Source organism: Pantoea folii (assembly GCF_056678875.1).
On record NZ_JBWXON010000003.1, the window covers coordinates 38,678 to 62,479 of the forward strand.

Below are 23,802 nucleotides of genomic sequence, written 5' to 3' on the forward strand. Positions count from 1 at the left end.
TCCATGGAGAAACCGTAAGGGTAACGTTAAGGCACTCAGGCCTTCCAACCGCCTCCTAAGGCTTTATACAAGGTGATTTTTTCGCTCAGCTGGCCCAGATGTGCACTGATTAACGACTGCTGCGAACTGTAAAGCGATCGCTGGGCCACTAATACATTGAGATAATTGTCTACACCTTGCTTAAAGCGCATTTCGGAATAGTCGTAATCGCGTTGATTAGCACCGACCTCCTGTTGCAGCGCTGTCAGCTGATCCTGCCAGGTATCCTGACCGGCCAGCGCATCATTCACCTCTTTGAACGCGGTTTGAATCGCTTTCTCATAGTCAGCAATTTCAATGCGTTTCTCGATGTGCGCGATGTTGAGATTAGCCTCGTTTTTGCCGCCGTCAAAGATCGGCAGATTGATCGACGGCACAAAGGACCAGGCACCGGTGCCGCCGCCCAGCAAACTGCCGAGGGAACTGCTGGTCGATCCCCCAGAAGCGGTCAGCGTGATGCTCGGGAAGAACGCCGCGCGCGCTGCGCCAATGTTGGCATTCGCCGCTTTCAGGCTATGTTCTGCGGCCATGATATCCGGACGACGCGTCAACAGATCAGATGGCAAGCCCGCTGGCGTGGCCGGGAACTGCCAGTTGACGTCCAGCGTCGCGTGGGACAACAAGGTAGCGGGCAGATCGATGCCCACCAGCAAGCGCAGCGCGTCCACATCCTGCCGTACCTGACGCGTATAGCTCGCCACATCCGCCTGGGCAGCCCGCACCGTGCTCTCTGCCTGCGCCAGATCCTGATCGCTACTGGCCCCGCCGTTGTAGCTGAGTTGCGTCAGACGATACGACTCTTGCTGACTTTTGGCGGTATTTTGCGCCAGATGCAGCAGATCGTTATCCGAACTCAAGGTCAGCCAGGCGGTGGCCACCTCGGAAATCAGCGAGATGCGCGTGGCGCGTTCGGTCGCGGCGGTGGACAGATAGGTTTCCTGCGCTTCATCACGCAGGCTCTGCAAGCGACCAAAGAAATCCAGCTCCCATGAGGTGACGCCCAGCCCGGCGTTCAGCTCGTGATAGGTCACCGCACCAGTGGTTTTGGTGTTGTAGAGGTTGGCCGGTTCATGCGCCGAGGTCTGGCTGGCGGTGGCATTGATCGACGGCATCAACGCGGCACGCTGTACCGTGACGCTCTGCTGTGCCTCTTCGACATTTAGCGCCGCGACGCGCAGGTCACGATTGTTGTCGAGTGACAGCTGAATCAGATTGCGCATCGTGGCGTCAGTGAAGAAGTTCTGCCACGGCAGATCCGCCACGTTGCCCACCGGCGTGGGCTGATCGTACTTCGCGTCTACCGGCATTGCGGGGCGCTGATAGTGGGGGGCCAGCGTACAGCCCGCCAGCGCCATAGCCAGCGGCAGCAGCGCCATACGGAAAGTTTTAGTGTTCATGCGTTGTCACCTCTGCGGATGCTTTTTTCTTGCGGGCGAAGAACTGCGAAACCACCACGTAGAACATCGGAACAAAGAAGATGGCGAGGAAGGTGGCGGTGATCATCCCGCCTGCTACCGCCGTACCAATCGAGTGCTGGCTACCTGCGCCTGCGCCGTTAGAGATAGTCAGCGGCAGCACGCCGAGAATAAACGCCATCGACGTCATGATAATCGGTCGGATACGCAGTCTCGCGGCTTCCACCGCTGCCTCGACCAGCGTTTTGCCTTCCCGTTCGTGCAACTCTTTGGCGAATTCCACAATCAGAATGGCGTTTTTCGCCGCCAGTCCCACCGTGGTGAGTAAGCCCACCTGGAAGAATACGTCGTTCTGCAAGCCGCGCAGCAGTACGGCACTAATAGTCCCGAGAATGCCGAGCGGCACCACCATGATCACCGAGAAGGGAATCGACCAGCTCTCATACAGCGCAGCCAGACACAGGAACACCACCAGAATCGAGATGATATACAGCTGGGTGGTCTGGTTGCCGGACGCCTGCTCTTCATAGGAAATGCCGTACCACTGCACGCGGAAGCCTTTGGGCAACTGCTTCGCCAGCTGTTCCACCGCTTTCATCGCTTCACCGGTGCTCTGCCCTGCCGCAGGCGATCCGAGGATCTCTTCAGAGGTCAGGCCGTTAAAGCGTTCGAAGTGTGGAGAGCCGTAAACCCATTTGCCGCTGGCGAAGGCGGAGAAGGGCACCATGGTGCCGCTGCTGTTGCGGAAGTACCATTTATCGAGATCGGATGGCGTGACGCGTGAATCGGCTTTACCCATCAGGTAAACCTCTTTCACACGGCCGTTATACATAAACTGATCGATATAGCTGGAACCCCACGCCACTGACAGCGTGTTGTTGATGTCGGTCATGCTCAGGCCCAACGCGCTGGCCTTCTCGTCATTGATCTCCAGCTGATACTGCGGCTCATCTTCCAGTCCGTTCATGCGCACCTGCGCCAGATGCGGATCTTTGTTGGCCAGATCGATTAACTGGTGCGTGGCATCCATCATCTGCTGATGGGTGTGCGCGCCCGTATCCTGCAGATAGAGATCGAAGCCAGTGGCGTTACCCAGCTCCATCACCGCAGGCGGCACCATGGCGAAGATTTTGGCGTTTTTGTAGTTGGCAAAATGCGCCATCACCCGGTTCGCCAGATCCTGCACGCTTTGCCCGCTGTGGGTACGATCGCTCCAGTCCTTCAGGCGCACGAAGGCCATGGCGTTACTCTGGCCGCGACCGGCAAAGTTAAAGCCCGCCACGCCAAAGGTGGTGGTGACCACTGAGGCTTCATTCTTCTGCAGGTAGTCATTGAGATCGTTGATCACCTGCTGCGTACGCTGTGAAGAGGAGTTAACCGGCAGCGTCATCTGCACCATCATCAAGCCCTGATCTTCTGCAGGCAGGAACGTAGTGGGCACACGCGTGAACAAAAAGCCCGTCACGCCGACGATCACCAGGTAGATCACCAGGAACAGGCCGCGACGGGAAATAACGTTGTTAACGCCGCGCGTATAGTGCATCGCGCCGCTGTCGAACTTACGGTTAAACCAGCCAGCAAAACCGGTGGTCTTGTGCTCCGCCGCCGAAGGTTTGAGCAGGGTGGCACAGAGTGCAGGGGTAAAGATCAGCGCCATGATCACCGACAGCGCCATCGCCGACACAATGGTGATCGAGAACTGGCGATAAATCACCCCGGTCGAGCCGGAGAAGAACGCCATTGGCAGCAGCACCGCTGACAGCACCAGCGCAATACCAAACAGTGCGCCCTGTATCTGCTGCATCGACTTGATGGTGGCGGTTTTCGGATCGAGATGTTCTTCGTGCATCACACGCTCGACGTTCTCCACCACCACGATGGCATCATCCACCAACAGCCCTATCGCCAGCACCATACCGAACATCGTCAGGGTGTTGATGCTGTAACCGAAGGCCGACAGGATGCCAAAGGTTCCAAGCAACACCACCGGCACCACCAGGGTGGTAATCAGGGTGGCGCGCAGGTTTTGCAGGAACAGCAGCATGACGAAGAACACCAGCACCACCGCTTCGATCAGCGTTTTCACCACTTCTTCAATCGAGGCGCTGACCACTGGCGAAGTGTCATACGGATACTGAATTTCAACATTATCCGGCAGTGAGTCTTTCAGATCGGCTATGGTCTGGCGCACCGCTTTGGCGGTATCCAGTTCGTTCGCCCCGGTGGCCAGACGCAGCGCGATACCTGCCGCGGGCTTGCCGTTCATGGTGGCGTCAATGCCGTAGCTCTGCGGACCGAGCGCCACGCTGGCAACGTCTTTCAAACGCACCTGTGAGCCATCGCTGTTCACTTTCAACAGCACATTTTCAAACTGCTGCACCGTGGTGAAGCGAGTTTTCCCCAGTACCGTGGCCTGCGTTTTGGCGCCCTGAATGGTCGGTAACCCGCCGAGTGAACCGGACGACACCTGCACGTTCTGGTTATCAATAGCGGTGGTGACATCACTCGGCATCAGGTTGTACTTGTACAGTTTGGCGGGATCGAGCCAGATGCGCATGGCATATTCCGAACCCAGTACCATAAAGTCACCGACGCCAGGCGTACGCGAGATCGGGTCTTCCAGCTTCGACACCAGCATATCCGCGAGATCGCCGTTGCTCAGCTTGCCGTCTTTAGAGATCAGCCCGATGACCATCATGAAGTTCTTTTGGTACTTACGGATGCGGATCCCTTGCTGGGTCACGTCGGTTGGCAACTGCGATTCCGCCAGCGAGACGCGGTCCTGTACCTGCACCTGCGCGATATCCGGATTGATGCCCTGGTTAAAGGTGGCGATGATCTGCGCACTGCCGTCCGAGGCACTACTGGATTCCAGATAGCGCAAGCCATCCAGCCCGTTTAACTGCTGCTCAATCACCTGCACCACGGTGTTCTGGGTGGTTTCGGCGCTGGCCCCCGGATAAGTCACCGAGATCGACACCGCAGGTGGGGAGATATTGGGATACTGATTGACCGGCAAACTGATGGCCGCAATCCCGCCCACCAGCATCACGATAATCGCGATAACCCAGGCAAAGATGGGACGTTCAATAAAAAACTTCGACATGCCGCCTCCTTATTGCGCTGCTGCGTCGGTCATCGACAGACTGACAGCGTTGGCAGATGGCGTGTCATGGGTGCTGGCGGCGGTGGTGGTGACTTTCGCCCCGGCACGCACACTTTGCAGATTGTTCACCACCACGTTTTCACCTTCGCTCAGGCCGGAGGTCACCAGCCATTCACCTTTGATCATCTCGCCGGTGTGAATGCTGCGCTGCTCAATGGTGTTATCGCTTTTCACCACGTAAACATACGGCTGGCCTTTGGTGTCATGCATGATCGACTCCTGCGGCACCAGAATCCCCTGCTGCTGAATGCCCTGCGGGAAGCTGGCGTGCACATACATGCCTGGCAGCAGTTCATTATGCGGGTTCGGGAACACCGCACGCAGCACCACGGTGCCGGTGGCGGTGTCGACGTTCACTTCCGAGAACGCCAGTTTGCCCTGCTGGCCATACTGGCTGTTGTCTTCCAGAGAGAGTCCGACCGCCGCCGTGTTGTCATCCACTTTGGCGATCTTGCCGTCAGCTAACGCTCGGCGCAGACGCAGCAGGTCGGTGGATGACTCACTGACATCAACATAGATCGGATCAAGTTGGGTGATGGTGGCGAGATAGTCGGTCTGGCCGTTGGTCACCAGCGCACCGGCGGTATACAGCGAACGGCTGATATGTCCGGAGATCGGCGCCTTCACCAGTGTGTAATCGAGATTGACCTTAGCGGTTTCCACATCGGCCTGTGCTTCACGCTCTGCCGCGACGGCATCGTCGTAAGTTTGCTGGCTGATGGCATGCGCGGACGCCAGCGGATGATAGCGTTTTGCCACCATGGCATCGTTTTGCCAGGTCGCCATCGCTTTGTCGTAAGCGGCTTTATAGGTCGCCGGATCGATCTGATAGAGCGGCTGACCCGCTTTTACTTCGCCGCCTTCGGTAAACAGGATTTTCTGGATCACGCCGCTGACTTGTGGGCGCACCTGTGCGGTGCGGACCGCCGTGGTGCGGCCAGGCAGTTGTGTCACCAACGTAACGGGCTCAGATTTTAGGGCGATGACACCCACCTGGGGTGTCGCGGATGCAGCGGGCTTTGCTCCGCCCTGGTCACAGGCTGCCAGTAAAAACACCACGCTGGCAGAAAGAAGTTTCAGGCGCATAATTTTTCTCTGGATGAAAGGAGGGATAGTCACTGATGTGATGACATGCAAAAAATCATTGTAGGGAGGGAGTGATAAGGCGGTTGTTAAGGTTGCGTAAAATATATTTTCCAAAGGAAAATGGTAAACCTTTCGTGCCATAAATGGCTGTGAAAATTAGCTTTTTGCGGGTTTTTTACCGCCATGCAGAGCAACAGATTTACCCTTTCGGCTCGATCCCGCGACGGCGCAGTTCGCGACGCGCCAAATCTTTCAACCAGCACGATAGCGTGATGTTTTCATCTTCGGTGACTTCGCGCAGTTGGTCATGCAACTCCGGATGAATGCGTAACTGAAACGCCGTGGAGCGGCCCTCGCCTTTTGGCGTTCGGTCTTTGGTTTTTGGCATCGGGTCACACCTCAACGAATGGCAATAAAAAACGCCCCAAAGCCGCGCTACCAACACGGCAAGGGGCTGGCGAACCGAAATGGAATGCGGCATCGCGGTGCGTTACATACAGGTTACACGGCAAGATATTTTTATGTTGGCGGGGAAGTGTTAAGACTCAGACAAGAGGTGTGAGCGAGTTCGCTGAGTGCTGAATTTCAGACAAAAAAAACCCACGCATCCGCGTGGGTCGGTGCAACCGAACAGGGTGAATACCTGAAGACAGGTATTGCTGCCGCAGCAGCCGATCTTCACACCAATCAATACCTCTGGGACTTTTATCGTCGCCGAAAGTGGTGTGAGAAAACAGCCGCAAATCGCAACGGAGTTCGGCGAAATGCAACGAGGTGTGAAAAGCACCTCACGGCAGTTACATCCTGATTTTACTAAGATTTATCCGAAGTCGGTTTGCTGTAAATGGCGTCAGGCGCAATGTTCATATGCTTCAACACCGGCCCCATAATGCTGCCGAAAATCGGCGCCGCTACCGAACCACCAAAGTGATCGCCCGCTGTCGGATGGTTGACCATCACCACCAGCGCCACCTCAGGATGGCTGGCAGGAGCAATACCGGCGGTGTAGTTAACGTAACCGCCATCGTACTTCCCGCTGGTGCCCATTTTCTCTGCGGTACCGGTTTTGGTCGCCAGGCGGTAACCCGGCACAGCGGCTTTGACGCCGGTACCGCCAGGCAATACGTCACTCTCCAGCATGTGCACCACGGTTTGCACGATTTGCGGATCGGCCACCTGCTTGCCCAACACCGGCGGTGTCACTTTGGTAATCGACAGTGGACGATATACGCCGTAAGAACCAAGCGTGGCGTATTCACGGGCGATTTGCAGCGGTGTGACGCGCAGGCCGTAGCCAAAGGCAAAGGTGGCGCGTTCAATATCCGCCCAGCGTTCACGGTGCAGCGGGAAGTAGCCCACGCTCTCGCCGGTTAACCCGAGTCCGGTCGGCTTACCCAGGCCAAACGCCTGATAGGTGTTTACCAGCGCTTCAGCAGGCATCGCCAGCGCAATGTGCGATACGCCGATATCACTCGATTTCTGCAAAATGCCCGTCATGGTCAGGCGCGGCCAGTGGCCGACGTCACGAATCAAGTGGCCGTTAACGCTGTAGGGTGTGGTATCGATCACCGAGTCAGCACGCACCAGATGACGCTCCAGCCCTTCCATCACCACCAGCGGTTTTACCGTTGAGCCGGGTTCGTAGCTGTCATTGATCGCCGTGTTGCGCATCTGTGCAGGCGTGGCGTTATCGAAGTTGTTGGGGTTGAACGAAGGATAGGAAGCCATCGCCAGGATCTCGCCCGTATCAATCTTGATCAGCACTGCCGCACCGGAATCCGCTTTATTCAGCAACACGCCATCGCGCAGTTTGCTGTAGAGGGTGAACTGGTCAAACTTATCAATACTCAGCTGTACCGTTGGCGGCTGCTTCGGCGGCTCGTAATCCAGCATCGCCACGATATTGCCCTCTTTGTCCTGACGATAAACCTCTTTGCCCGGCTCACCTTGCAGCACGTGGTCGAAACCTTTCTCCAGACCGTTCAGGCCATTGCTGTCAGCACCGACAATGCCAATCAACGGCGCAGCGGCTTCACTCATTGGATAGAAGCGGCTGTCGTTGTATACCGAGCTGATGCCCTTCAGGTGCAGTTCGGCGATGTCTTTGGCGATGCCCAGTTCGATTTTACGGCCAAGATAGAGGAAGCGCTTTTTCGGGTTCGCGGTGATCTGCTCACGCAACTCTTCCGGACGTAAGTTCAGCGCCGAGGCAAGATAGGTCCATTTGGCGTTGGTGAAGTCGGGATTGGCTTCCAGCACGCGCATCGGGTCGGCGATGATATCGCGCGCCGGTACGCTCAGTGCCAGTGCCTGGCCATCACGATCCAGTAAGGTGCCACGGTTGGTGGGCAAGGTGACGGTGCGCAGTGAACGCTGATCGGCCTCGTGCTCCAGCATCGGATGCTTAATCAGTTGCAGGTCGCCGACGAAGATCAGCAGCAACACCATGCAGCTGAAGACACCCAGACAAATCAGGCGAAAACGAAACGGGTTAAATGGTGCTTTGATCTGGTCTTTTCCCAGAAGTTTTTTTATACGGGGCATAGCATTCCGCTGCAATAAACAGTTTTTTCAAGCTTGTTATCCGCAGTTATAAAGAAAGGTAAAGCGAGTTGACAGGAAAACTGTGTTTCAGTTCGTTAGCGGGAACGACAGGCAAAAAAAACCTGCGCATCTGCGCAGGTCGGTGTAATCAAGAAAACTTTTTGATGTTCACCCATCAATACCTCTGGGACCCTGACTGTAGCAAGGTGGCATGACGGTTCTCCATCTCTCAAACGCAACAGTTACCCGCAAAATGTAACCAGCGGTGAGATTGTTAGCACCCCATTCACATCAGGTGTTTTTTGATTTCCACCAGGCAACTCATGGCGTTAGGGCCTTGCGTCAGTGACGAGGTGCCGATATCCAGCGTCAGTACATTGGGGTTACCGGCACGGTCCCACGGCTGCCAGGTGCGGCCGAATCCGGGATCAAACCAGGCGCCAGTGGCGATGATCACCACACCGGGTGTTAAGCCATCAGTGAGACGCACACCGGCCAGCATACGGCCACGTGCGTTACTGACTTCAATCTCATCGCCATCGACGATTTGGCGAGCCTCAGCGTCCTGTGGATGCATATATAAGGTTTCGCGCCCGGCCGTTTTATTCGCTTGCACCGTGGCAGTCGCGTCCATCTGGCTGTGCAGTCGATCTGAGGGCTGAATCGAGATCATATGCAGCGGGAAATCCCCGCTCAGCGGTGAGCCCAACCACTCCTGCGGCTCACGCCACTCGGGATGTCCGGCAAAATCTTCCAGTTGATAATCGGCGATGGTCTGACAGAACAGCTCGATTTTACCACTGGCGGTCTGGATCGGATGGGCCTGCGGGTTAGCACGGAAATCATCCATAAACACATACGGCTTGCCGCCTTCCGGGATCTCAACGAAACCACGCTCCCAGAATTCACCAAACTCCGGGAAGTGGATATCTTTGCGCGCGTGCGCCACCGCACACTGCTGATACAGGTGCTCAATCCACTGCATCTCGTTGCGCCCTTCGGTGAACACCTCGCGGTAGCCGAGGCGATCGGCGATATCCGCAAAGATATCGAAGTCATGGCGCGCCTGATGCTGCGGTTTCACCGCCTGATGCATCGCAAAAACAAAGCGATCGCGTGAAGAGCCGCCGATATCGTTGCGCTCCAGCGTGGTGGTGGCGGGCAGCACGATATCCGCCATCTGTGCCGCTGGCGTCCAGACAATATCCTGCACGATCACGGTATCCGGGCGCTGCCAGCCTTCCACTAAGCGGTTGAGCTGCTGATGGTGGTGGAACGGATTACCGCCCGCCCAGTGCACCAGATGGATATCGGGATAGTGCAGGGTTTCGCCCTGGAAGTTGTAGGGCTGACCAGGGTTGAGCAACATATCGCTGATGCGCGCCACCGGAATCGAGAAGTTGCCGGGATTTGGCCCGGTGCTCATCATCGGCGCGGGCCCTTCCTGACGCGGATTACCGACGCTGTTCATCGAACCGTGACCAAAGGAGAAGCCGCCCCCCGGCAAGCCTGGCTGCCCCAGCATCGAGGAGAGCGCAATCATCATCCAGTACGGCTGCTCACCGCGATGGGCACGTTGTACCGAGTAAGAACAGGTGATAAAGCTGCGTTTGCCGATCAACTGCTGTGCCAGCATCGCGATACGCGCCGCGGAATGCCGGTGATGGCACTCGCCCACGCCGGCGTTTTGGCGATGCCGTCGCTTTCGCCCAGCAGATATTCACGTAACTGCGGCCAGCCGGTGCAATGGCTGGCGAGGAAACTTTCGTCCAGCGCATTGCGGTGCGTAATCTCATAACCGAGCGCCAGCATCAGCGCCACATCGGTGTTGGGACGAATCGGAATCCACTCGGCATTCACAAACGCCGGGCAGTCATCACGCATTGGGCTGATGTTGATGATTGGCGTGCCTTTGGCGCTGAGTTGCTCCAGCGCTGGTTTCAGGCTGTGCTGTCCGGCACCGCCCGACGCCACCTGGGCATTTTTCAGCGCCAGACCACCGAAGGCGATAAAGATGTCGGCATGTTCCACCACGCTCGGCCAGTCGGTGACGCGGCCGGTGAGCGGCATGTAGGTACCAATCACATAGGGCAGGAAGAACTGCGCGGCGCCCCAGCTATAGTTGCCCTGCTGGTCCACCCCGCCGCCGCCCTGGAAGTAGAAACGACGGATCAGGGTGCGCGCATGGTTAACGCGTCCCGCCGATGACCAGCCGTAGGAGCCGTTGAAAATACCCGATGCGCCGTAGCAATCGCGTACGCGGCGATTCTCTTCTGCCACCAGATCCAGTGCGGTATCCCAATCCACGGCGACAAAATCTTCACGTCCACGCAGCGTGCGATCGCTATTCTCACGTGACTTTAGCCATGAACGACGCACCATTGGCTGGCGGATACGCTTATCCGAGTAGACCAGTTCCGGGATGGTGTTGAGCATCGGCGATGGATCGGCGTCAGCAAAAAAGGGTTCACAGCCAATCAGGCGGTCGTTTTCCGTGACGGCAGTAAATGCGCCCCAGTGCGCCAGGTGTGGCACGCGTGTTTTCATGGTTATTGGGTCCGGCAGACAGGTCTGAATCGTGCTGGCAGCATACCATGCCGCCCTGACGCGCTGAAGTCTGGCTGTGAGCGCCTGATTTTCCGCGCTTTTGCGACAGCGCTGGCATTCTCGCGGGTTGCTACAGGTACTGTTTTCCGTAACACTGATGGGATGTGTAAACGTTTTCCCGGATGCAAGTAACCGCATGGCTACCATTAAGGATGTTGCCCGCATGGCCGGGGTATCGGTCGCGACCGTTTCCCGCGTCATCAATAATTCGCCCAAAGCCAGCGAGAGTTCACGTCTCGCCGTGACCCAGGCAATGGAGCAGTTGCAGTATCACCCGAACGCCAATGCACGCGCCCTGGCGCAGCAATCCACCGAAACCCTGGGTCTGGTGGTGGGTGACGTTTCCGACCCGTTTTTTGGCGCGATGGTGAAAGCGGTCGATGAAGTCGCAGGTGCCACCGGCAACTTCCTGCTGATTGGTAACGGTTACCACATTGAGCAAAAAGAGCGTCAGGCGATTGAGCAACTGATGCGTCATCGCTGTGATGCGCTGGTGGTGCACGCCAAGAAAATTCCTGATGCCGACCTGGAAGTGCTGATGAAGCAAGTGCCGGGCATGGTGTTGCTCAACCGACTGCTGAAAGGCTTTGAATCGCGCTGCATCGCGCTGGATGACCGTTACGGTGCCTGGCTGGCAACGCGCCATCTGATTCAGCAAGGTCATACGCAAATCGCCTTTATCTGCTCGACCCACCCTATTTCTGACTCCGAAGACCGCCTGCAAGGTTACTACGACGCGTTGAAAGAGCACGGCTTACCGTCCAACGACCGCTTAGTGGCGTGGGGCGAGCCGGACGAAGTCGGGGGTGAACAAGCGATGACGGAATTGCTGGGGCGCGGTAAGCAGTTCACAGCGGTGGCCTGTTACAACGACTCCATGGCGGCTGGCGCACTGGCGGTGTTGAGTGATAACGGCATTCGCGTGCCGGAAGAGATGTCGCTGATTGGTTTTGATGATGTGCTGGTCTCACGCTATGTGCGTCCACGACTGACCACGGTGCGTTATCCGATTGTCACCATGGCGCAGCAGGCGGCGCAGCTGGCGCTGGCGTTAGCCAACGGCACGGAAATGCCAGAAGTGACCAATATGTTTAGCCCGACGCTGGTGAGAAGGCATTCGGTGAGCGGACCGGGTTGATCTCCAGGTGCGCTTCAATGCGCACCGGGTCACAAATCCTGCGAATAGACCTTCACCCGCACATCCGGGAACTCCAGCGCATCACACTGATACTGCCAGCCAAAGCGCTCGTAGTAGCCGCCGAACGTTGACCACAGCCACAGCTTTTCATGCCCGCGATCGCGGGCATAATTCAACACATGCTGCTGCAGCGCTTCACTCAGGCCATTGCCGCGCGCATGTTTATCCACATACAACGCGGCAATCCACGGATAGAGATCCTGACGGCTGATGAGATCACAGCGCCAGAATCCCACCGTGCCCAACGGCACATCGCCATCCAGCGCCACAAAGGTCACCGGATACTCGGCACCGTTCAGGCTGCTGCGCACAATGCTGTCGTAAAACTCGCGCGACGTCCCCTCGCCAAACGCCTGCCACAGCCAGTCGGTGATATGGCTGGCGTGATGTGGGACTTCACTGAGTGGAACAATGTTGATCACATCAGCTCCAGCGCCAGCAGCTCCTGAATAGTCTGCGCGCGACGAATTTCACGCGGAGCGCCATTCTCAAACAGCACTTCCGGAATCAGCGGACGGCTGTTGTAGTTGGAAGACATCGAAGCGCCGTACGCGCCGGTATCGTGGAACACCAGATAATCGCCAACCTTTGTCGCAGGCAGCGCACGCGTCTCGACTTTACCGCCTTCCAGCTGGGTGAACACATCGCCAGACTCGCACAGCGGCCCCGCCACCACGCTCTCCACCGTTGCATCACTCAATGCACGACCATCAGCTGGCAGCACAGAAATGTGGTGATAGCTGCCATACATCGATGGACGCATCAGATCGCTAAAGCCCGCATCCACCAGCACAAAGTGACGGCTGCCCATCTCCTTAACCGCACGCACCTGCGACACCAGCACGCCAGACTCCGCCACCAGGAAACGACCCGGTTCGATCTCCAGTTTCACCGCATGACCAAGATGCGCCGCAATGCGATCACGTGCGCCACTCCACAAACCGAAATAGTGCTGGGTATCAATGGCTTCTTCACCGAAGCGATAAGGAATCGACAAACCACCACCGGCTGAAATCGCTTCCAGATCCTGACCAAATTCGATGACCTGATCGACCATCGCGTCACACACCTGCTGCAGGTGGCCGTAATCGACACCGGAACCGATATGCATATGCAGACCCACCAGTTTCAGGCCGTGCTGCTGAATCGCTGCCAGCGCCAGCGGCAGATCGCTATGCCAGATGCCATGCTTGCTGTTCTCGCCACCGGTGTTGGTTTTCTGGCTGTGGCCGTGACCAAAACCCGGGTTGATGCGCAGCCACACTTTATGGCCCGCAGATACCGCGCCAAGCTGATGCAGCATATCCACCGAACCGGCATTGACCGGCACTTTTAACTCCGCGATACGCGCCAGGGTTGGCTGATCGAAGACGTCAGCGGTAAAGACGATATCTTCGCCACCCGGCTGGAAACCGGCGGCCAGGGCGCGCTCAATTTCACCCAGGGAAACGGAATCGACCTTCACGCCTGCGGCACGCATCAGGCGCAGAATGTGAATGTTGGAGCAGGCTTTTTGCGCAAAACGCACCACGTCAAACGCGCTCAGCTGGGCAATGCGCTGCTGAATGATGGCGGCATCGTAGGCCCAAAATGGACCGGCATAACGCTGGGCCAGCGGCAGTAAATTGGCGGCGGTCAGGGCCGTTTCGGTGTTGTTCAGTGGACGTGGCATCTCAATTCTCCTGTGTCTTTGCCACTATTTAGCCACAGCCATTCAATTCAGAAAAATATCTGTTTTAGCGTCAGCTATACAAATATGATATGGACTAGCGGAGGAGCTATGGCAAAAATTAACTGGCGGCATATCGAAATTTTCCACGCGGTGATGACCAGTGGCAACCTGACGCAAGCCGCCGCGTTGCTGCACACCTCGCAGCCAACCGTTAGCCGTGAGCTGGCGCGGCTGGAGCAGCAGCTGGGTCTGGAACTGTTTGAGCGGGTGCGTGGACGATTGCAGCCCACGGTGCAGGGATTGCGGTTGTATGAAGAGGTGCAGCGATCCTGGTATGGCTTAGACCGCATCATGGATGCAGCGGAAGGCTTGCGTCAGTTTCGTCAGGGCGAGCTGTCGATTGCCTGTTTGCCGGTGTTCTCGCAGTCACTGCTGCCACCACTGCTGCAACCCTTTCTGCAGCGCTATCCGCAGGTCAGCCTGAACATCATTCCGCAGGAGTCGCCGCTGCTGGAAGAGTGGCTGTCGGCACAGCGCTACGATCTGGGTCTGACCGAAACCCAGCATGCGCCGGCAGGCACCGAGCGCGTACCGCTGCTGACCTGCGATGAAGTGTGCGTGCTGCCGCCCAACCATCCGCTGTGCCAGCGTGAGGTGTTAACTCCGCAGGATTTTCAGGGGGAGAATTACGTCAGCTTGTCACGCAGTGATAGCTATCGTCAGCTGCTGGACTCGCTGTTCCATGAGCAACAGGTGGAGCGCCGTTTAGTGCTGGAAACGCACAGTGCGGCATCGGTATGCGCGATGGTGCGCGCGGGGGTAGGGATTTCGATTGTGAATCCGCTGACGGCGCTCGATTACGCCGACAGCGGTGTGGTGATGCGCAGATTCAGTATCGCGGTGCCGTTCACCGTCAGTCTGGTGCGGCCACAGCATCGCCCGGCGTCAGCGCTGGTTGATCATTTCTGCGACCACCTGCAACAGCAGGTGGCCACCTTTACCCAACGCATTGCCGAGCGTCTGGTTTAAGCGCGTACCGTTTCGCCCTGCCCGCCTGATTTGCGGAAGGTGATCAGACAGATGACCAGACCGACCACCGCCAGTGCAGCGGCGGCGACCGGCACTGACGTCAGCCCGTAGCCTTTATCGATCACCGCGCCGCCTACCCAGGCACCGAGCGCATTACCGACGTTGAACGCCGAGATGTTAAGCGTGGAGACCAGATTAGGTGCGTCTTTACCATGGCGCACCACGTTAATCTGCAAGCCAGGCACGGTAGCAAAGGTCGCCATCGCCCACAGGAACAGCGTGATTTCCGCCAGCCACAGCGCGTGGCTGGTCCAGCTGAACAGCAGCGAGAAGACGGCGATCAGCACAAAGCTGAGGATCAGGCTAAACGAGACTTTCCAGTCGGCCAGCTTGCCGCCGAGGATATTACCGACGGTTAAGCCTGCGCCAATCAGGAACAGCGTCCAGCTCACCCCACGATCGGTGATGCCCGTGACCTGCAACAGCAGCGGCGCGATATAGCTGAACAGCGCAAACATCGCAGCAGCAAAGAACACTGTCATCAGCAGCGACAGCCACAGTTTGCCATTTGCCAGCGCGCTGACTTCACTCGCCAGATGTACCGGTTTCTCTTCTTTGTTGGTTGGCAGACTGACAATCAAAGCGATAAAAGCGAGGATGCCGATGATCGCCACGCCCCAGAAGGTGGCACGCCAGCCAAACATCTGACCAAACCAGGTGCCGAGCGGCACACCCAGCACGTTGGCGAGGGTTAAGCCGGTGAACATCAGCGCCACCGCCGATGCCTGACGGCTCGGTGCCACCAGACTCGCCGCTACTACCGCACCAATCCCGAAGAAGGCCCCGTGACAGAGTGCGGTGACCACGCGCGCCAGCATCAGCAGGTTGTAGGTGTACGCCAGCGCGCACAGCACGTTGCCGATGATGAAGATGATCATCAACAGAATCAGGGTTCGTTTACGCGGCAGCTTCGCCGTCAGCAACGCCATAATCGGTGCACCGATGGCTACGCCCAGTGCATAACCACTGATCAGCCATCCTGCTGAAGGAATCGTTACCTGCAGATCGCCCGCCACTTCCGGCAGTAATCCCATAATCACGAACTCCGTGGTGCCGATGGCGAACGCACTCAGCGCCAGCGCCAGTAATGCAACAGGCATAACACACTCTCCTAAAAATGTTTTGCAGGCAGGCCGCACAACGAACGCCGTGCGGTTACAACGGACGCTTATAGATATTTGAACTGCGTCACATTCTGATTAAAGCACAGGCTTGGCAGCTCAACCAGCCTCTGCGCTGCAAGGCATCTTTGCTTGCAAAGCAATAATCCCCGCGCGCGAAAGTGACTCTGCCTGACCACTGAGACAGATGACACTTTTCACGCTACGCTTGATTCAGTTGTGATCGCTGTCACAGCTCATCAGCTTTTGGCGAGCAATCAAGCAGTAAAGGATGGGCGCGCATTGCCGATACCTCAACCAGTTACGCGGTGATGCGGTGTCAAACAATGCAGGGGGAACACCTATGCGATGGCTGATCGCACTGACAGTGGGTTGCCTGAGCGGCTGCTCCGTGGGGCACTATGAGTACAGCAAAGAAGCCGCAAAACGCGTCGATATGACCGTGACCGGCATTCCTACCGTGCTGGGCATTGGCGCGCTAGGCACCACCATTCCACTGACGCCTGAATACAGCTTAACGGCCGCGCACGTGGCGAAATACTCGATGTATCGGGTGAAAGCCTGGCATCCCGAGTGCGATATCGCCGTGGTGTACCACAAGAACAGCGAACCCAATCTTCCTCCCCCGTTCCGCAACAGCCATATTGGCGACAACGTCAATCTCTATGGCTACAGCTTTATTTCTGCCATGCCGGTGGCCTCAAGCGGCAAGAATTTGATCAACACCACACTGGCTAACGATTGGAATAAACCAAGTTGTGTGGTGGTCGCGGCGAATGCCGGTGTAGTGAAAGGCATGTCGGGTGGTGCGGTGTACAACGCCAGCGATGATACGCTGGCGGGGGTAATTGTCGGCTACAGCAGCGCGATTGACGACAATAAAAGCGGTAAGACCTTGTATAAGGATGTGGCGCTGTATGTGCCTTATTCGCGTTTTCAGGTGTGGCTGGATCAGGTCGTGAAATCGTAATTACGCTGGTACCCAGGCCCCTTTCAACTGCACCTGCGGGAATCCGGCGGTCAGAATACGCAGTTCGGCATCACGCGGGGTGTTGTCGCCCTGCCCCTGAATGCTGACGATATCCTGCGGACAAGCGGAGAATGCCACGTAGCAATCCATCTCAGCGCGCAGCACAATGTAGTCGCCTGGCTTAGTCACCACCGGCAGCGTTTTCAACGTGATACCATCCGGCTGCACCTGAATATTCATAAAAATATTCAGAGACGCCAGATTACCGTGCGGCAGTTCAACACCTAACTCGCGCATGCCCTCAAACAGGTTATCGTGGCAGTTGCGGTGATACTCGGTGCAGCCCAGCAGCTCATAACGACGCGCATCGCAGGCCGCCATAAAGGAATCATGCACGCCGGGTGAGGTATCCGCCACCAGGGTCAGAATCGGGTGGCGCTGGCTGGTGATAAAGCTGTCACCGACTTTGGGATTAAGACGCTGGTTCCACACGCGCGTCGCTTCCATACACATATATTCACTGACGTCTTCGGCGTTGTACGCCCAGCAATCCACTACCTGAGTGCCATGCAGATTGATCACCTGCACCGCTTCCCCTTTCTTCAGACGCACCGCTTTGCCGTAGCGCGCGGGAATGGTGATCGCTTCACGATGCTGATATTTAGCTGACATAGTGTTCTCCTGATTAATGCTGCATGCCGCGACGATAGCGCGTCATGCGAGATTCAAGGCCGCGTGCCAACCAGTCGATCAGACTGTTGAGCAGCCAGTAACAAAGCGCCACCGTGAGATAGATCTCCAGCGGCGCGTAGGTATCTGAAATCGCCTGTTTGGCGGCGTACATAAACTCCTGCACCGAGACAATCGACAGCAGCGCCGAGTCTTTAATCAAACCAATCATCAGACCGACCAGCGGCGACAGCATCTGCGGCAGGGTTTGCGGCAACACCACATCGCGCAGCTGTTCGCTGCGGCTCAAACCCAGCACGCGGCAAGCTTCCCACTGCCCCTTCGGCAATGCCTCTATTGCCGCACGAATAACCTGTGCGATATAGGGCGCGTAATAGAGCGTCAGGGCCAGCACACCCACCACCGGCGATGACAGCGTGATGTCGTACTCCGGCAGCACAAAATAGAGCAGGTAGATCACCACCAGCAGCGGCAACGCGAGGGTTAATCCGCTGTAAAGATTGAGTAAACGCAACCAGAACGGTGAGGCGCGCATTAGCAGTAATGCCATCAGCCCGCCCCACGCCAGCGAACAGAGTGCGGCGACAATGCACAGTTGCAGCGTGGCGATCATGCCGTCTCCCAGCGAAGGCAGGGAAGTGAGAATGGCTTGCCAATCCATCAGGCGATCCTCCGTTTGGCTTCCAGACGTCTTGCGGCGGCAATCAGCGGCATGGCGATCAGCAGATATCCCGCCGCCACCAGTAACAGCACTTGCGTGGCTTCGTAGGTGCGCGCAATCACAATCTGTCCGGCATAGGTCAATTCGGTCAGCGCCACCACCGAGGCCAGCGGCGTGGTTTTCAGCAGGATGGTGAACTCGTTAACCAGCATCGGCAGGCTGGCACGCATCACCTGCGGATTGATCACATACCACCAGGTTAAGAAGCGGCTGAGCCCCAACGTGCGTGCAGCTTCGAGCTGACCGCGCGTCACCAGTGAACGATTGACGCGCAAAATCTCTGCCACGTAAGCACCGCTGTTAAGGCCGATGGCAATCACCGCGGCCAGCATTGGCTGACCGCCCAATCCCAAGCGCGGTAAGGTGAAAAACACCACGAACAGTTGCACGATGGCCGGTGTACCGCGCATCAGGCTAACGTACAGCCGCCCGATGGCACGCCAGATCCAGGCGCGGCGCAGTTGCAGGAAGCAGCCAAGCTGCCCCATCACCACGCTGACCAATGACGCCAGTACCGTGAGTATTAACGTCATCAGCAGGCCGTGTCCGAGTTCCGGCAGCGCGGCCACTACCTGTTGATCCAGCCCCATGCGTTACTCCGCGTTAAAATCGTGCAGGTTTTCCGCAACCGACAGCAACAGCGGTGCCGGTTGATCGTTGCCCTCGATGCCGGTGTTGCAGGCCGAGACGATAAACTGCGTGTCCATCACCACGCGACAGGTGATGCTGTCGCCTGCTTTGGTGAGGTTCGGCTCCGGCAGGATGTCGCCGGCCCGCGTCAATTTGACGTGCATAAACAGGTTGATCGGGTCCGGCAGCTTCGGCACTTCCATGCCCAGGCGCGCCAGCTCGCCGCTCACCGCTTCCAAACAACCTTCACCTTGATAGCCTTTTTCCGTCAGGAAGGCGCGGGTAGAGGCAGGCAGCAGCAGGTCGTGACGCTTCACGCTGTCTTTGCCCAGCACCATCATCGGACGGCGGCGGTTGTTCACCAGACGCATACCGGAACCCAGCAGATAGCTGTTGCTGAAAACACGAGTGTGATGCACCGACAGCCACACCGCCGGATCGGCGAGGCTGAAGCCAAACAGGGAAGCCACCGCGCCATCGCCCTGCGCAGTGATGCGCAGCAACTGGCCGCGCAGCACCTTAATCGACCCGACGCTGCCCGGTTGAACCGTGACCGCTTGTGCCAGCGTGCGCTCAGCGGTCTCTTCATAACTTTCACGCATTAACAGCATGATTGATCTCCTCTGCGTGAAACGCGTCACTCACCACGATATCAATCGGCGTGACCTGCAAACCGTTGCCGGGAATGATGTCCTGCGGGCAGGACGATACCGAACAAATCAAATCGCACAGCGCTTCGAAGGTAATGCTGTCGCCCGCTTTGCTGTTGGGATCGGTCACTTCCATTCGGCCATCGGCGGTCACCGGACCGTTCTGGAACAGGTTGAACGGCTCAGGCAGCGAGAAGTACGTCACGCCAAAGGCTTTCATGCCCTCCAGCAGGTTGTCCACGCAGTTGCGATGGCCTTCAACGCCGAAATCGACGCTAAAGCGGGTGCGGTCGCAGGCCGGCACGTTGGCATCGTGGATGCCAATACTGTCCGCCAGAATCCGCAGCATCGGACGGTTTTCACTCGACCACAGCGCATCGCCGGGCTTGAAAAACAGCGAGCGTAGATGCTGGCGGGTATGCACCGGCGACAGCTTTTCGTTTAAATCATCGGCGTTAACGGCGACGAAATCCGCCGCCTGCTGCCCTTCACTGTCAATCACGGTAATAAACTGGCCCTTACGCACGCGGAAGGTTTTGCCATGGCCCGCAGGCACCGTCAGGTTGCACTGGCACATAATTACTCCTGAGGAATGAAATCGCTGGCGGGCACGGTAAAGGTGGTGCCGAGATACTGCTGCTGCAGTTTGGTCAGCTCGCCATCTTTCTGCATTGCCAGAATGTGGTCGCTAATGGCTTTGTTCAGGCTGCCGTCTTCTTTACGTGTCGCCCAGCCCATCCATTGCGATGGACCGACTTCACCCACCTGCGCCACTTTTCCGGCGTATTTTTTCGCGACCGGGGCCAGCACGGAGATGTCGTCATAAACGAAGTCCGCGCGTTTGGTCATCAGGGTGCTGACGGTCTGATCCAGCGAATCCACGTTGATGATAGTGATCGGTTTTTTACCCTCTTTTTTCAGCTGCTCGTTGAAGCCTTTCAGCAACTGCTCTGGCACGCTGGCGGTTTTTACCGCGCCACGCAGGCCAGACAGGCTCTCCGGGCTGAGCGTTTTGCCGCCGAAGGTGCTGGCTTCACTTTCACGTACCAGCACGCCGTTAACGGTTTTGCTATAAGGCACGGTGAACAGCACTTTCTTCGCGCGCTCGGCGGTGACGTTAAGAGAAGAACCTTCGGCGTTGAACGAGCCAGAGATCAGGCCCGGCAAAATGCCGCTGAAGGCGGTTTTCTGAAACTCCAGTTTCACACCGAGATCTTTGGCGAAGGATTGCATGATCGCCACGCTATAGCCGGTGATATCGCCTTTGTCGTCGGTGTATTCGTATGGAGGAAAGGTTGGATCGATACCAACGGTAATTTTGCCGCTGCTTTTGATGTCACTCAGGGTATCGGCTTGCGCCTGCGCCATGGTGCCAACGGTGAGAAGAGCGGCGATCAGCAGTGCTGTTTTTTTCATTGTGGTGTTTCCCTGGTGTTGGTGAAATGTCTTTTTCTACTGAGCATATTTTGTGCCAGTTTTTTCACCACCCAGCTAACACCTTTCGGGTAGAGAGGGTATTACTGAATAAAATCAGTGAGAAACATTTGTTTCTTTATTTTAATTTTAAGTTTCTGTGATTTCATTGGCGGGAAATCAGGCGGGGATAGCGGAGGAGTGAGCGCACTACTATGGGGCAATATCTGGCGCACTATGCGCCAGAACGGGGCGTTATTCCAGTTCGTCGAGGGATTGGTGCAAGGCTTCAACCTGCGCCAGATAATCATTGCTGGTTTTGCCCATTTGCCGGGCCACCAGTGAGCAGAGCAGATTGCATACGCCGGAGAGCGCGGCGGTGCTGTCGAACATCAGGCTGCTGTCGGTATGGCAGCGCACCACCCACTGCGCGTGACGCGCTGGTTTGCCGGAGAGCACATCGGCGATATACAACATCGGCACGTTGCGTTCTGCCAGCGCATTCATCGCCGCTTCCAGCGCAGGCATACGGCGACGCAATCCAACGCAGATCACCACATCCTGCTGATTCAGCGCCGCTAGATGCTCCGCAAGCGAATCGCCGGGACGCGGCAGCAAACGCACGTCAGGATGGATATGCACCAGATCGCGGTAAATCAGCTGGGCAATGGTCTGGCTGTGACGCCAGCCCATCACCACCACGCGGCGTGATTGGGCAATGGCGCTCACCGCCTGCTGCAGCTGTTCACTGTCGAGCGTGCGATAGCTGTTGACCAGATTAGCGATCTCTTTTTCCAGGTGCTGCTGCATGATGCTGGCCAGCGGTGATGCGGTTGGTACGGCCTGCAAATAGAGCGGTGAGCCGCTGCTCTGCATCTCACGCGCCTGCCGACGCGCGGCTTCATAGCTTTCGTAACCGAGATGACGGAAAAAACGCGTGGTGGTGGCTTTGGAAACGCCCGCGCTCTGTGCCAGTTCGGTGGCGGTATTCATCGCCAGCTGGCCGGGTGCCGCCAGCAGCACGTCAGCCAGTCTCTGCTCGTGGCTGGAGAGTTGATCCCAGTGCTGTTGAATCCGGCCCTCTAACGTTGCCGCTTTTGCACTCATGGTGATTCCCTGAAAATAAAAAAACTATCCTGCACAGAGCGTGCCGGGTTGTCATCAGGAATTTTGCCAGGGGAATAGAAATGAAAAAGGCCGCCATAATGGCGACCTCTAAGGCTTACGGCAAAGTGCGCGGATTTATGCGCACCGATTTGCCTTACTTGCTGGTTGGACGCAGTGCCGGGAACAGGATCACGTCACGGATGGTATGGCTGTTGGTAAACAGCATTACCATACGGTCGATACCAATGCCGAGACCTGCGGTTGGCGGCAGGCCGTGCTCCAGTGCAGTGACGTAGTCTTCGTCATAGAACATCGCTTCGTCATCGCCTGCATCCTTAGCGTTAACCTGCTGCAGGAAACGCTCTGCCTGATCTTCTGCATCGTTCAGCTCGGAGAAGCCGTTACCGATTTCACGACCGCCGATGAAGAACTCAAAGCGGTCAGTGATTTCCGGGTTCTCGTCGTTACGACGTGCCAGCGGTGACACTTCAGCCGGGTATTCAGTGATGAAGGTTGGCTGAATCAGGTGTGCTTCTGCGGTCTCTTCGAAGATCTCAGTGACCACACGGCCCAGACCCCAGCTCTTTTCCACTTTGATGTGCAGCGATTTGGCAATCGCAACGGCTTTATCAAAGTCTTCCAGATCGTTCAGGTCGGTTTCCGGACGGTATTTCTTGATCGCTTCACGCATAGTGAGCTTCTCAAACGGTTTACCGAAATCGAAGGTGTGGTCACCATAAGGCACTTCAGTGGTGCCCAGCACATCCTGCGCCAGGGTGCGGAACAGGCTTTCGGTCAGCTCGATCAAATCTTTGTAATCCGCATACGCCATATAGAGTTCCATCATGGTGAACTCTGGGTTATGACGTGGCGAAATACCTTCGTTACGGAAGTTACGGTTGATCTCGAATACGCGATCGAAGCCGCCCACCACCAGACGCTTCAGATACAGCTCTGGTGCAATACGCAGGTACATGTCGATGTCGAGCGCATTGTGATGGGTGATGAACGGGCGGGCTGACGCGCCGCCAGGGATCACCTGCATCATTGGGGTTTCCACTTCCATAAAGTCGCGGTTAACCATGAACTGACGGATGCCGGCCATGATTTTAGAGCGCACTTTGAAAGTATTACGTGATTCGTCGTTAGAGATCAGATCGAGATAACGCTGACGGTAACGGGTTTCCTGATCGGCCAGTCCGTGGAATTTATCCGGCAGTGGACGCAACGCTTTGGTCAGCAGACGCAGTTCCGTGATGTGGATCGACAGCTCGCCGGTTTTGGTCTTGAACAACTTACCGCGTGCGCCAAGGATATCGCCCAGATCCCACTTTTTGAACTGCTCGTTGTAGACGCCTTCTGGCAGATCGTCACGTGATACGTAGATCTGAATCTGGCCGCCAACATCCTGCAGGGTGGCAAAAGAGGCTTTACCCATGATGCGACGGGTCATCATACGACCGGCCACGCTCACTTCAACGCCGAGCGCTTCCAGCTCTTCGTTCTCTTTCGCGTCATAGCTGGCGTGCAGCAGATCGGAGGTAGTATCGCGACGGAAATCGTTAGGAAACGCGATGCCCTTTTCACGCAGCGCGCTGAGTTTTTCGCGACGCGCTTTCAGTTCGTTGTTTAACTCAAGGGCTGCATCAGCGCTCTGCGGTTGTTGTTCAGACATGTCGGTTCC

19 protein-coding genes, 1 tRNA gene and 2 pseudogenes are annotated in these 23,802 nt (G+C 56.9%); 4 read left to right on the top strand and 18 right to left on the bottom strand.

Features of this window, described 5'->3' with window-relative positions; translation table 11 throughout:
• Nucleotides 1–35: 35 nt before the first annotated feature.
• The 5 genes from AC1MDE_RS05270 to AC1MDE_RS05290 form a co-directional block, all read right to left on the bottom strand.
• Nucleotides 36–1,436, bottom strand: coding sequence for an efflux transporter outer membrane subunit (locus AC1MDE_RS05270; RefSeq protein ID WP_058961815.1), 1,401 nt, complete (start codon nucleotides 1,434–1,436; stop codon nucleotides 36–38).
• A complete protein-coding gene (locus AC1MDE_RS05275; RefSeq protein ID WP_058961816.1) occupies nucleotides 1,426–4,560 on the bottom strand; it encodes an efflux RND transporter permease subunit in 3,135 nt (1,044 codons plus the stop codon). The genes AC1MDE_RS05270 and AC1MDE_RS05275 overlap by 11 nt, the downstream gene beginning before the upstream one ends.
• A 9-nt stretch (nucleotides 4,561–4,569) precedes the next feature.
• Entirely contained in the window at nucleotides 4,570–5,706 is a 1,137-nt protein-coding gene (locus tag AC1MDE_RS05280; protein ID WP_058961817.1) for an efflux RND transporter periplasmic adaptor subunit, read from the bottom strand.
• Between the two features lie 199 nt (nucleotides 5,707–5,905).
• Complete coding sequence (locus tag AC1MDE_RS05285; RefSeq protein WP_058961818.1) at nucleotides 5,906–6,094, bottom strand: hypothetical protein; 189 nt, start codon at nucleotides 6,092–6,094, stop codon at nucleotides 5,906–5,908.
• 425 nt (nucleotides 6,095–6,519) lie between these two features.
• Nucleotides 6,520–6,909, bottom strand: coding sequence for a penicillin-binding transpeptidase domain-containing protein (locus AC1MDE_RS05290; protein WP_153012330.1), 390 nt, complete (start codon nucleotides 6,907–6,909; stop codon nucleotides 6,520–6,522).
• Nucleotides 6,910–6,990: 81 nt separating this feature from the next.
• Here AC1MDE_RS05290 and AC1MDE_RS05295 point away from each other — a divergent pair.
• A tRNA-OTHER gene (locus AC1MDE_RS05295) sits at nucleotides 6,991–7,103 on the top strand.
• A 556-nt stretch (nucleotides 7,104–7,659) separates the two neighbouring features.
• On the opposite strand, the pseudogene AC1MDE_RS05300 reads toward AC1MDE_RS05295, so the two are convergent.
• Both AC1MDE_RS05300 and AC1MDE_RS05305 read right to left on the bottom strand, forming a co-directional pair.
• Nucleotides 7,660–8,250, bottom strand: a pseudogene (locus AC1MDE_RS05300) (peptidoglycan synthase); the annotation flags it as partial.
• Between the two features lie 286 nt (nucleotides 8,251–8,536).
• A pseudogene (locus tag AC1MDE_RS05305) lies at nucleotides 8,537–10,797 on the bottom strand (molybdopterin-dependent oxidoreductase).
• Nucleotides 10,798–10,993: 196 nt separating this feature from the next.
• On the opposite strand from AC1MDE_RS05305, the gene galR reads away from it, so the two are divergent.
• Nucleotides 10,994–11,995, top strand: coding sequence for an HTH-type transcriptional regulator GalR (galR, locus tag AC1MDE_RS05310; RefSeq protein ID WP_034823157.1), 1,002 nt, complete (start codon nucleotides 10,994–10,996; stop codon nucleotides 11,993–11,995).
• A gap of 29 nt (nucleotides 11,996–12,024) precedes the next feature.
• Here the strand turns inward: galR and AC1MDE_RS05315 are convergent, their stop codons facing one another.
• Nucleotides 12,025–12,474 carry a GNAT family N-acetyltransferase gene (locus AC1MDE_RS05315; protein WP_072226604.1) on the bottom strand — a complete coding sequence of 150 codons (450 nt, stop codon included), beginning with the start codon at nucleotides 12,472–12,474 and terminating at the stop codon, nucleotides 12,025–12,027.
• The gene (lysA, locus tag AC1MDE_RS05320; protein ID WP_479399425.1) at nucleotides 12,474–13,727 is read right to left on the bottom strand and encodes a diaminopimelate decarboxylase; all 1,254 of its coding nucleotides are present in this window, start codon (nucleotides 13,725–13,727) and stop codon (nucleotides 12,474–12,476) included. The genes AC1MDE_RS05315 and lysA overlap by 1 nt, the downstream gene beginning before the upstream one ends.
• Nucleotides 13,728–13,835: 108 nt before the next feature.
• On the opposite strand from lysA, the gene AC1MDE_RS05325 reads away from it, so the two are divergent.
• Nucleotides 13,836–14,756 carry a LysR family transcriptional regulator gene (locus tag AC1MDE_RS05325; protein WP_160868307.1) on the top strand — a complete coding sequence of 307 codons (921 nt, stop codon included), beginning with the start codon at nucleotides 13,836–13,838 and terminating at the stop codon, nucleotides 14,754–14,756.
• On the opposite strand, the gene AC1MDE_RS05330 is transcribed toward AC1MDE_RS05325, so the two are convergent.
• Nucleotides 14,753–15,916, bottom strand: a complete 1,164-nt coding sequence (locus AC1MDE_RS05330) for an MFS transporter (protein WP_058961822.1) — start codon at nucleotides 15,914–15,916, stop codon at nucleotides 14,753–14,755. The genes AC1MDE_RS05325 and AC1MDE_RS05330 overlap by 4 nt on opposite strands.
• A 364-nt stretch (nucleotides 15,917–16,280) precedes the next feature.
• Here AC1MDE_RS05330 and AC1MDE_RS05335 point away from each other — a divergent pair, with 364 nt between their 5' ends.
• Entirely contained in the window at nucleotides 16,281–16,907 is a 627-nt protein-coding gene (locus tag AC1MDE_RS05335) for a hypothetical protein (protein ID WP_097118011.1), read from the top strand.
• Here AC1MDE_RS05335 and AC1MDE_RS05340 read toward each other — a convergent pair whose 3' ends face one another.
• The 8 genes from AC1MDE_RS05340 to lysS all read right to left on the bottom strand — a co-directional run bounded on the left by AC1MDE_RS05340 (nucleotide 16,908) and on the right by lysS (nucleotide 23,793).
• Nucleotides 16,908–17,579 (bottom strand): DUF1989 domain-containing protein, encoded by a 672-nt coding sequence (locus tag AC1MDE_RS05340; protein ID WP_058961824.1) that lies wholly within the window; start codon nucleotides 17,577–17,579, stop codon nucleotides 16,908–16,910. It abuts the gene before it with no gap.
• A gap of 13 nt (nucleotides 17,580–17,592) precedes the next feature.
• The gene (locus AC1MDE_RS05345; protein WP_034823167.1) at nucleotides 17,593–18,258 is read right to left on the bottom strand and encodes an amino acid ABC transporter permease; all 666 of its coding nucleotides are present in this window, start codon (nucleotides 18,256–18,258) and stop codon (nucleotides 17,593–17,595) included.
• Complete coding sequence (locus AC1MDE_RS05350) at nucleotides 18,258–18,908, bottom strand: amino acid ABC transporter permease (protein ID WP_058961825.1); 651 nt, start codon at nucleotides 18,906–18,908, stop codon at nucleotides 18,258–18,260. Before AC1MDE_RS05350 ends, AC1MDE_RS05345 begins: the two co-directional genes overlap by 1 nt.
• 3 nt (nucleotides 18,909–18,911) lie before the next feature.
• Nucleotides 18,912–19,559, bottom strand: a complete 648-nt coding sequence (locus tag AC1MDE_RS05355; protein ID WP_479399429.1) for an urea carboxylase-associated family protein — start codon at nucleotides 19,557–19,559, stop codon at nucleotides 18,912–18,914.
• The gene (locus AC1MDE_RS05360; protein WP_479399431.1) at nucleotides 19,543–20,175 is read right to left on the bottom strand and encodes a DUF1989 domain-containing protein; all 633 of its coding nucleotides are present in this window, start codon (nucleotides 20,173–20,175) and stop codon (nucleotides 19,543–19,545) included. Before AC1MDE_RS05360 ends, AC1MDE_RS05355 begins: the two co-directional genes overlap by 17 nt.
• Before the next feature lie 2 nt (nucleotides 20,176–20,177).
• The gene (locus tag AC1MDE_RS05365; protein ID WP_480344361.1) at nucleotides 20,178–21,014 is read right to left on the bottom strand and encodes a transporter substrate-binding domain-containing protein; all 837 of its coding nucleotides are present in this window, start codon (nucleotides 21,012–21,014) and stop codon (nucleotides 20,178–20,180) included.
• A gap of 252 nt (nucleotides 21,015–21,266) precedes the next feature.
• Nucleotides 21,267–22,118, bottom strand: coding sequence for a MurR/RpiR family transcriptional regulator (locus tag AC1MDE_RS05370; protein WP_097118017.1), 852 nt, complete (start codon nucleotides 22,116–22,118; stop codon nucleotides 21,267–21,269).
• Between the two features lie 154 nt (nucleotides 22,119–22,272).
• A complete protein-coding gene (gene lysS / locus AC1MDE_RS05375; RefSeq protein ID WP_058961830.1) occupies nucleotides 22,273–23,793 on the bottom strand; it encodes a lysine--tRNA ligase in 1,521 nt (506 codons plus the stop codon).
• Nucleotides 23,794–23,802: the final 9 nt, after the last annotated feature.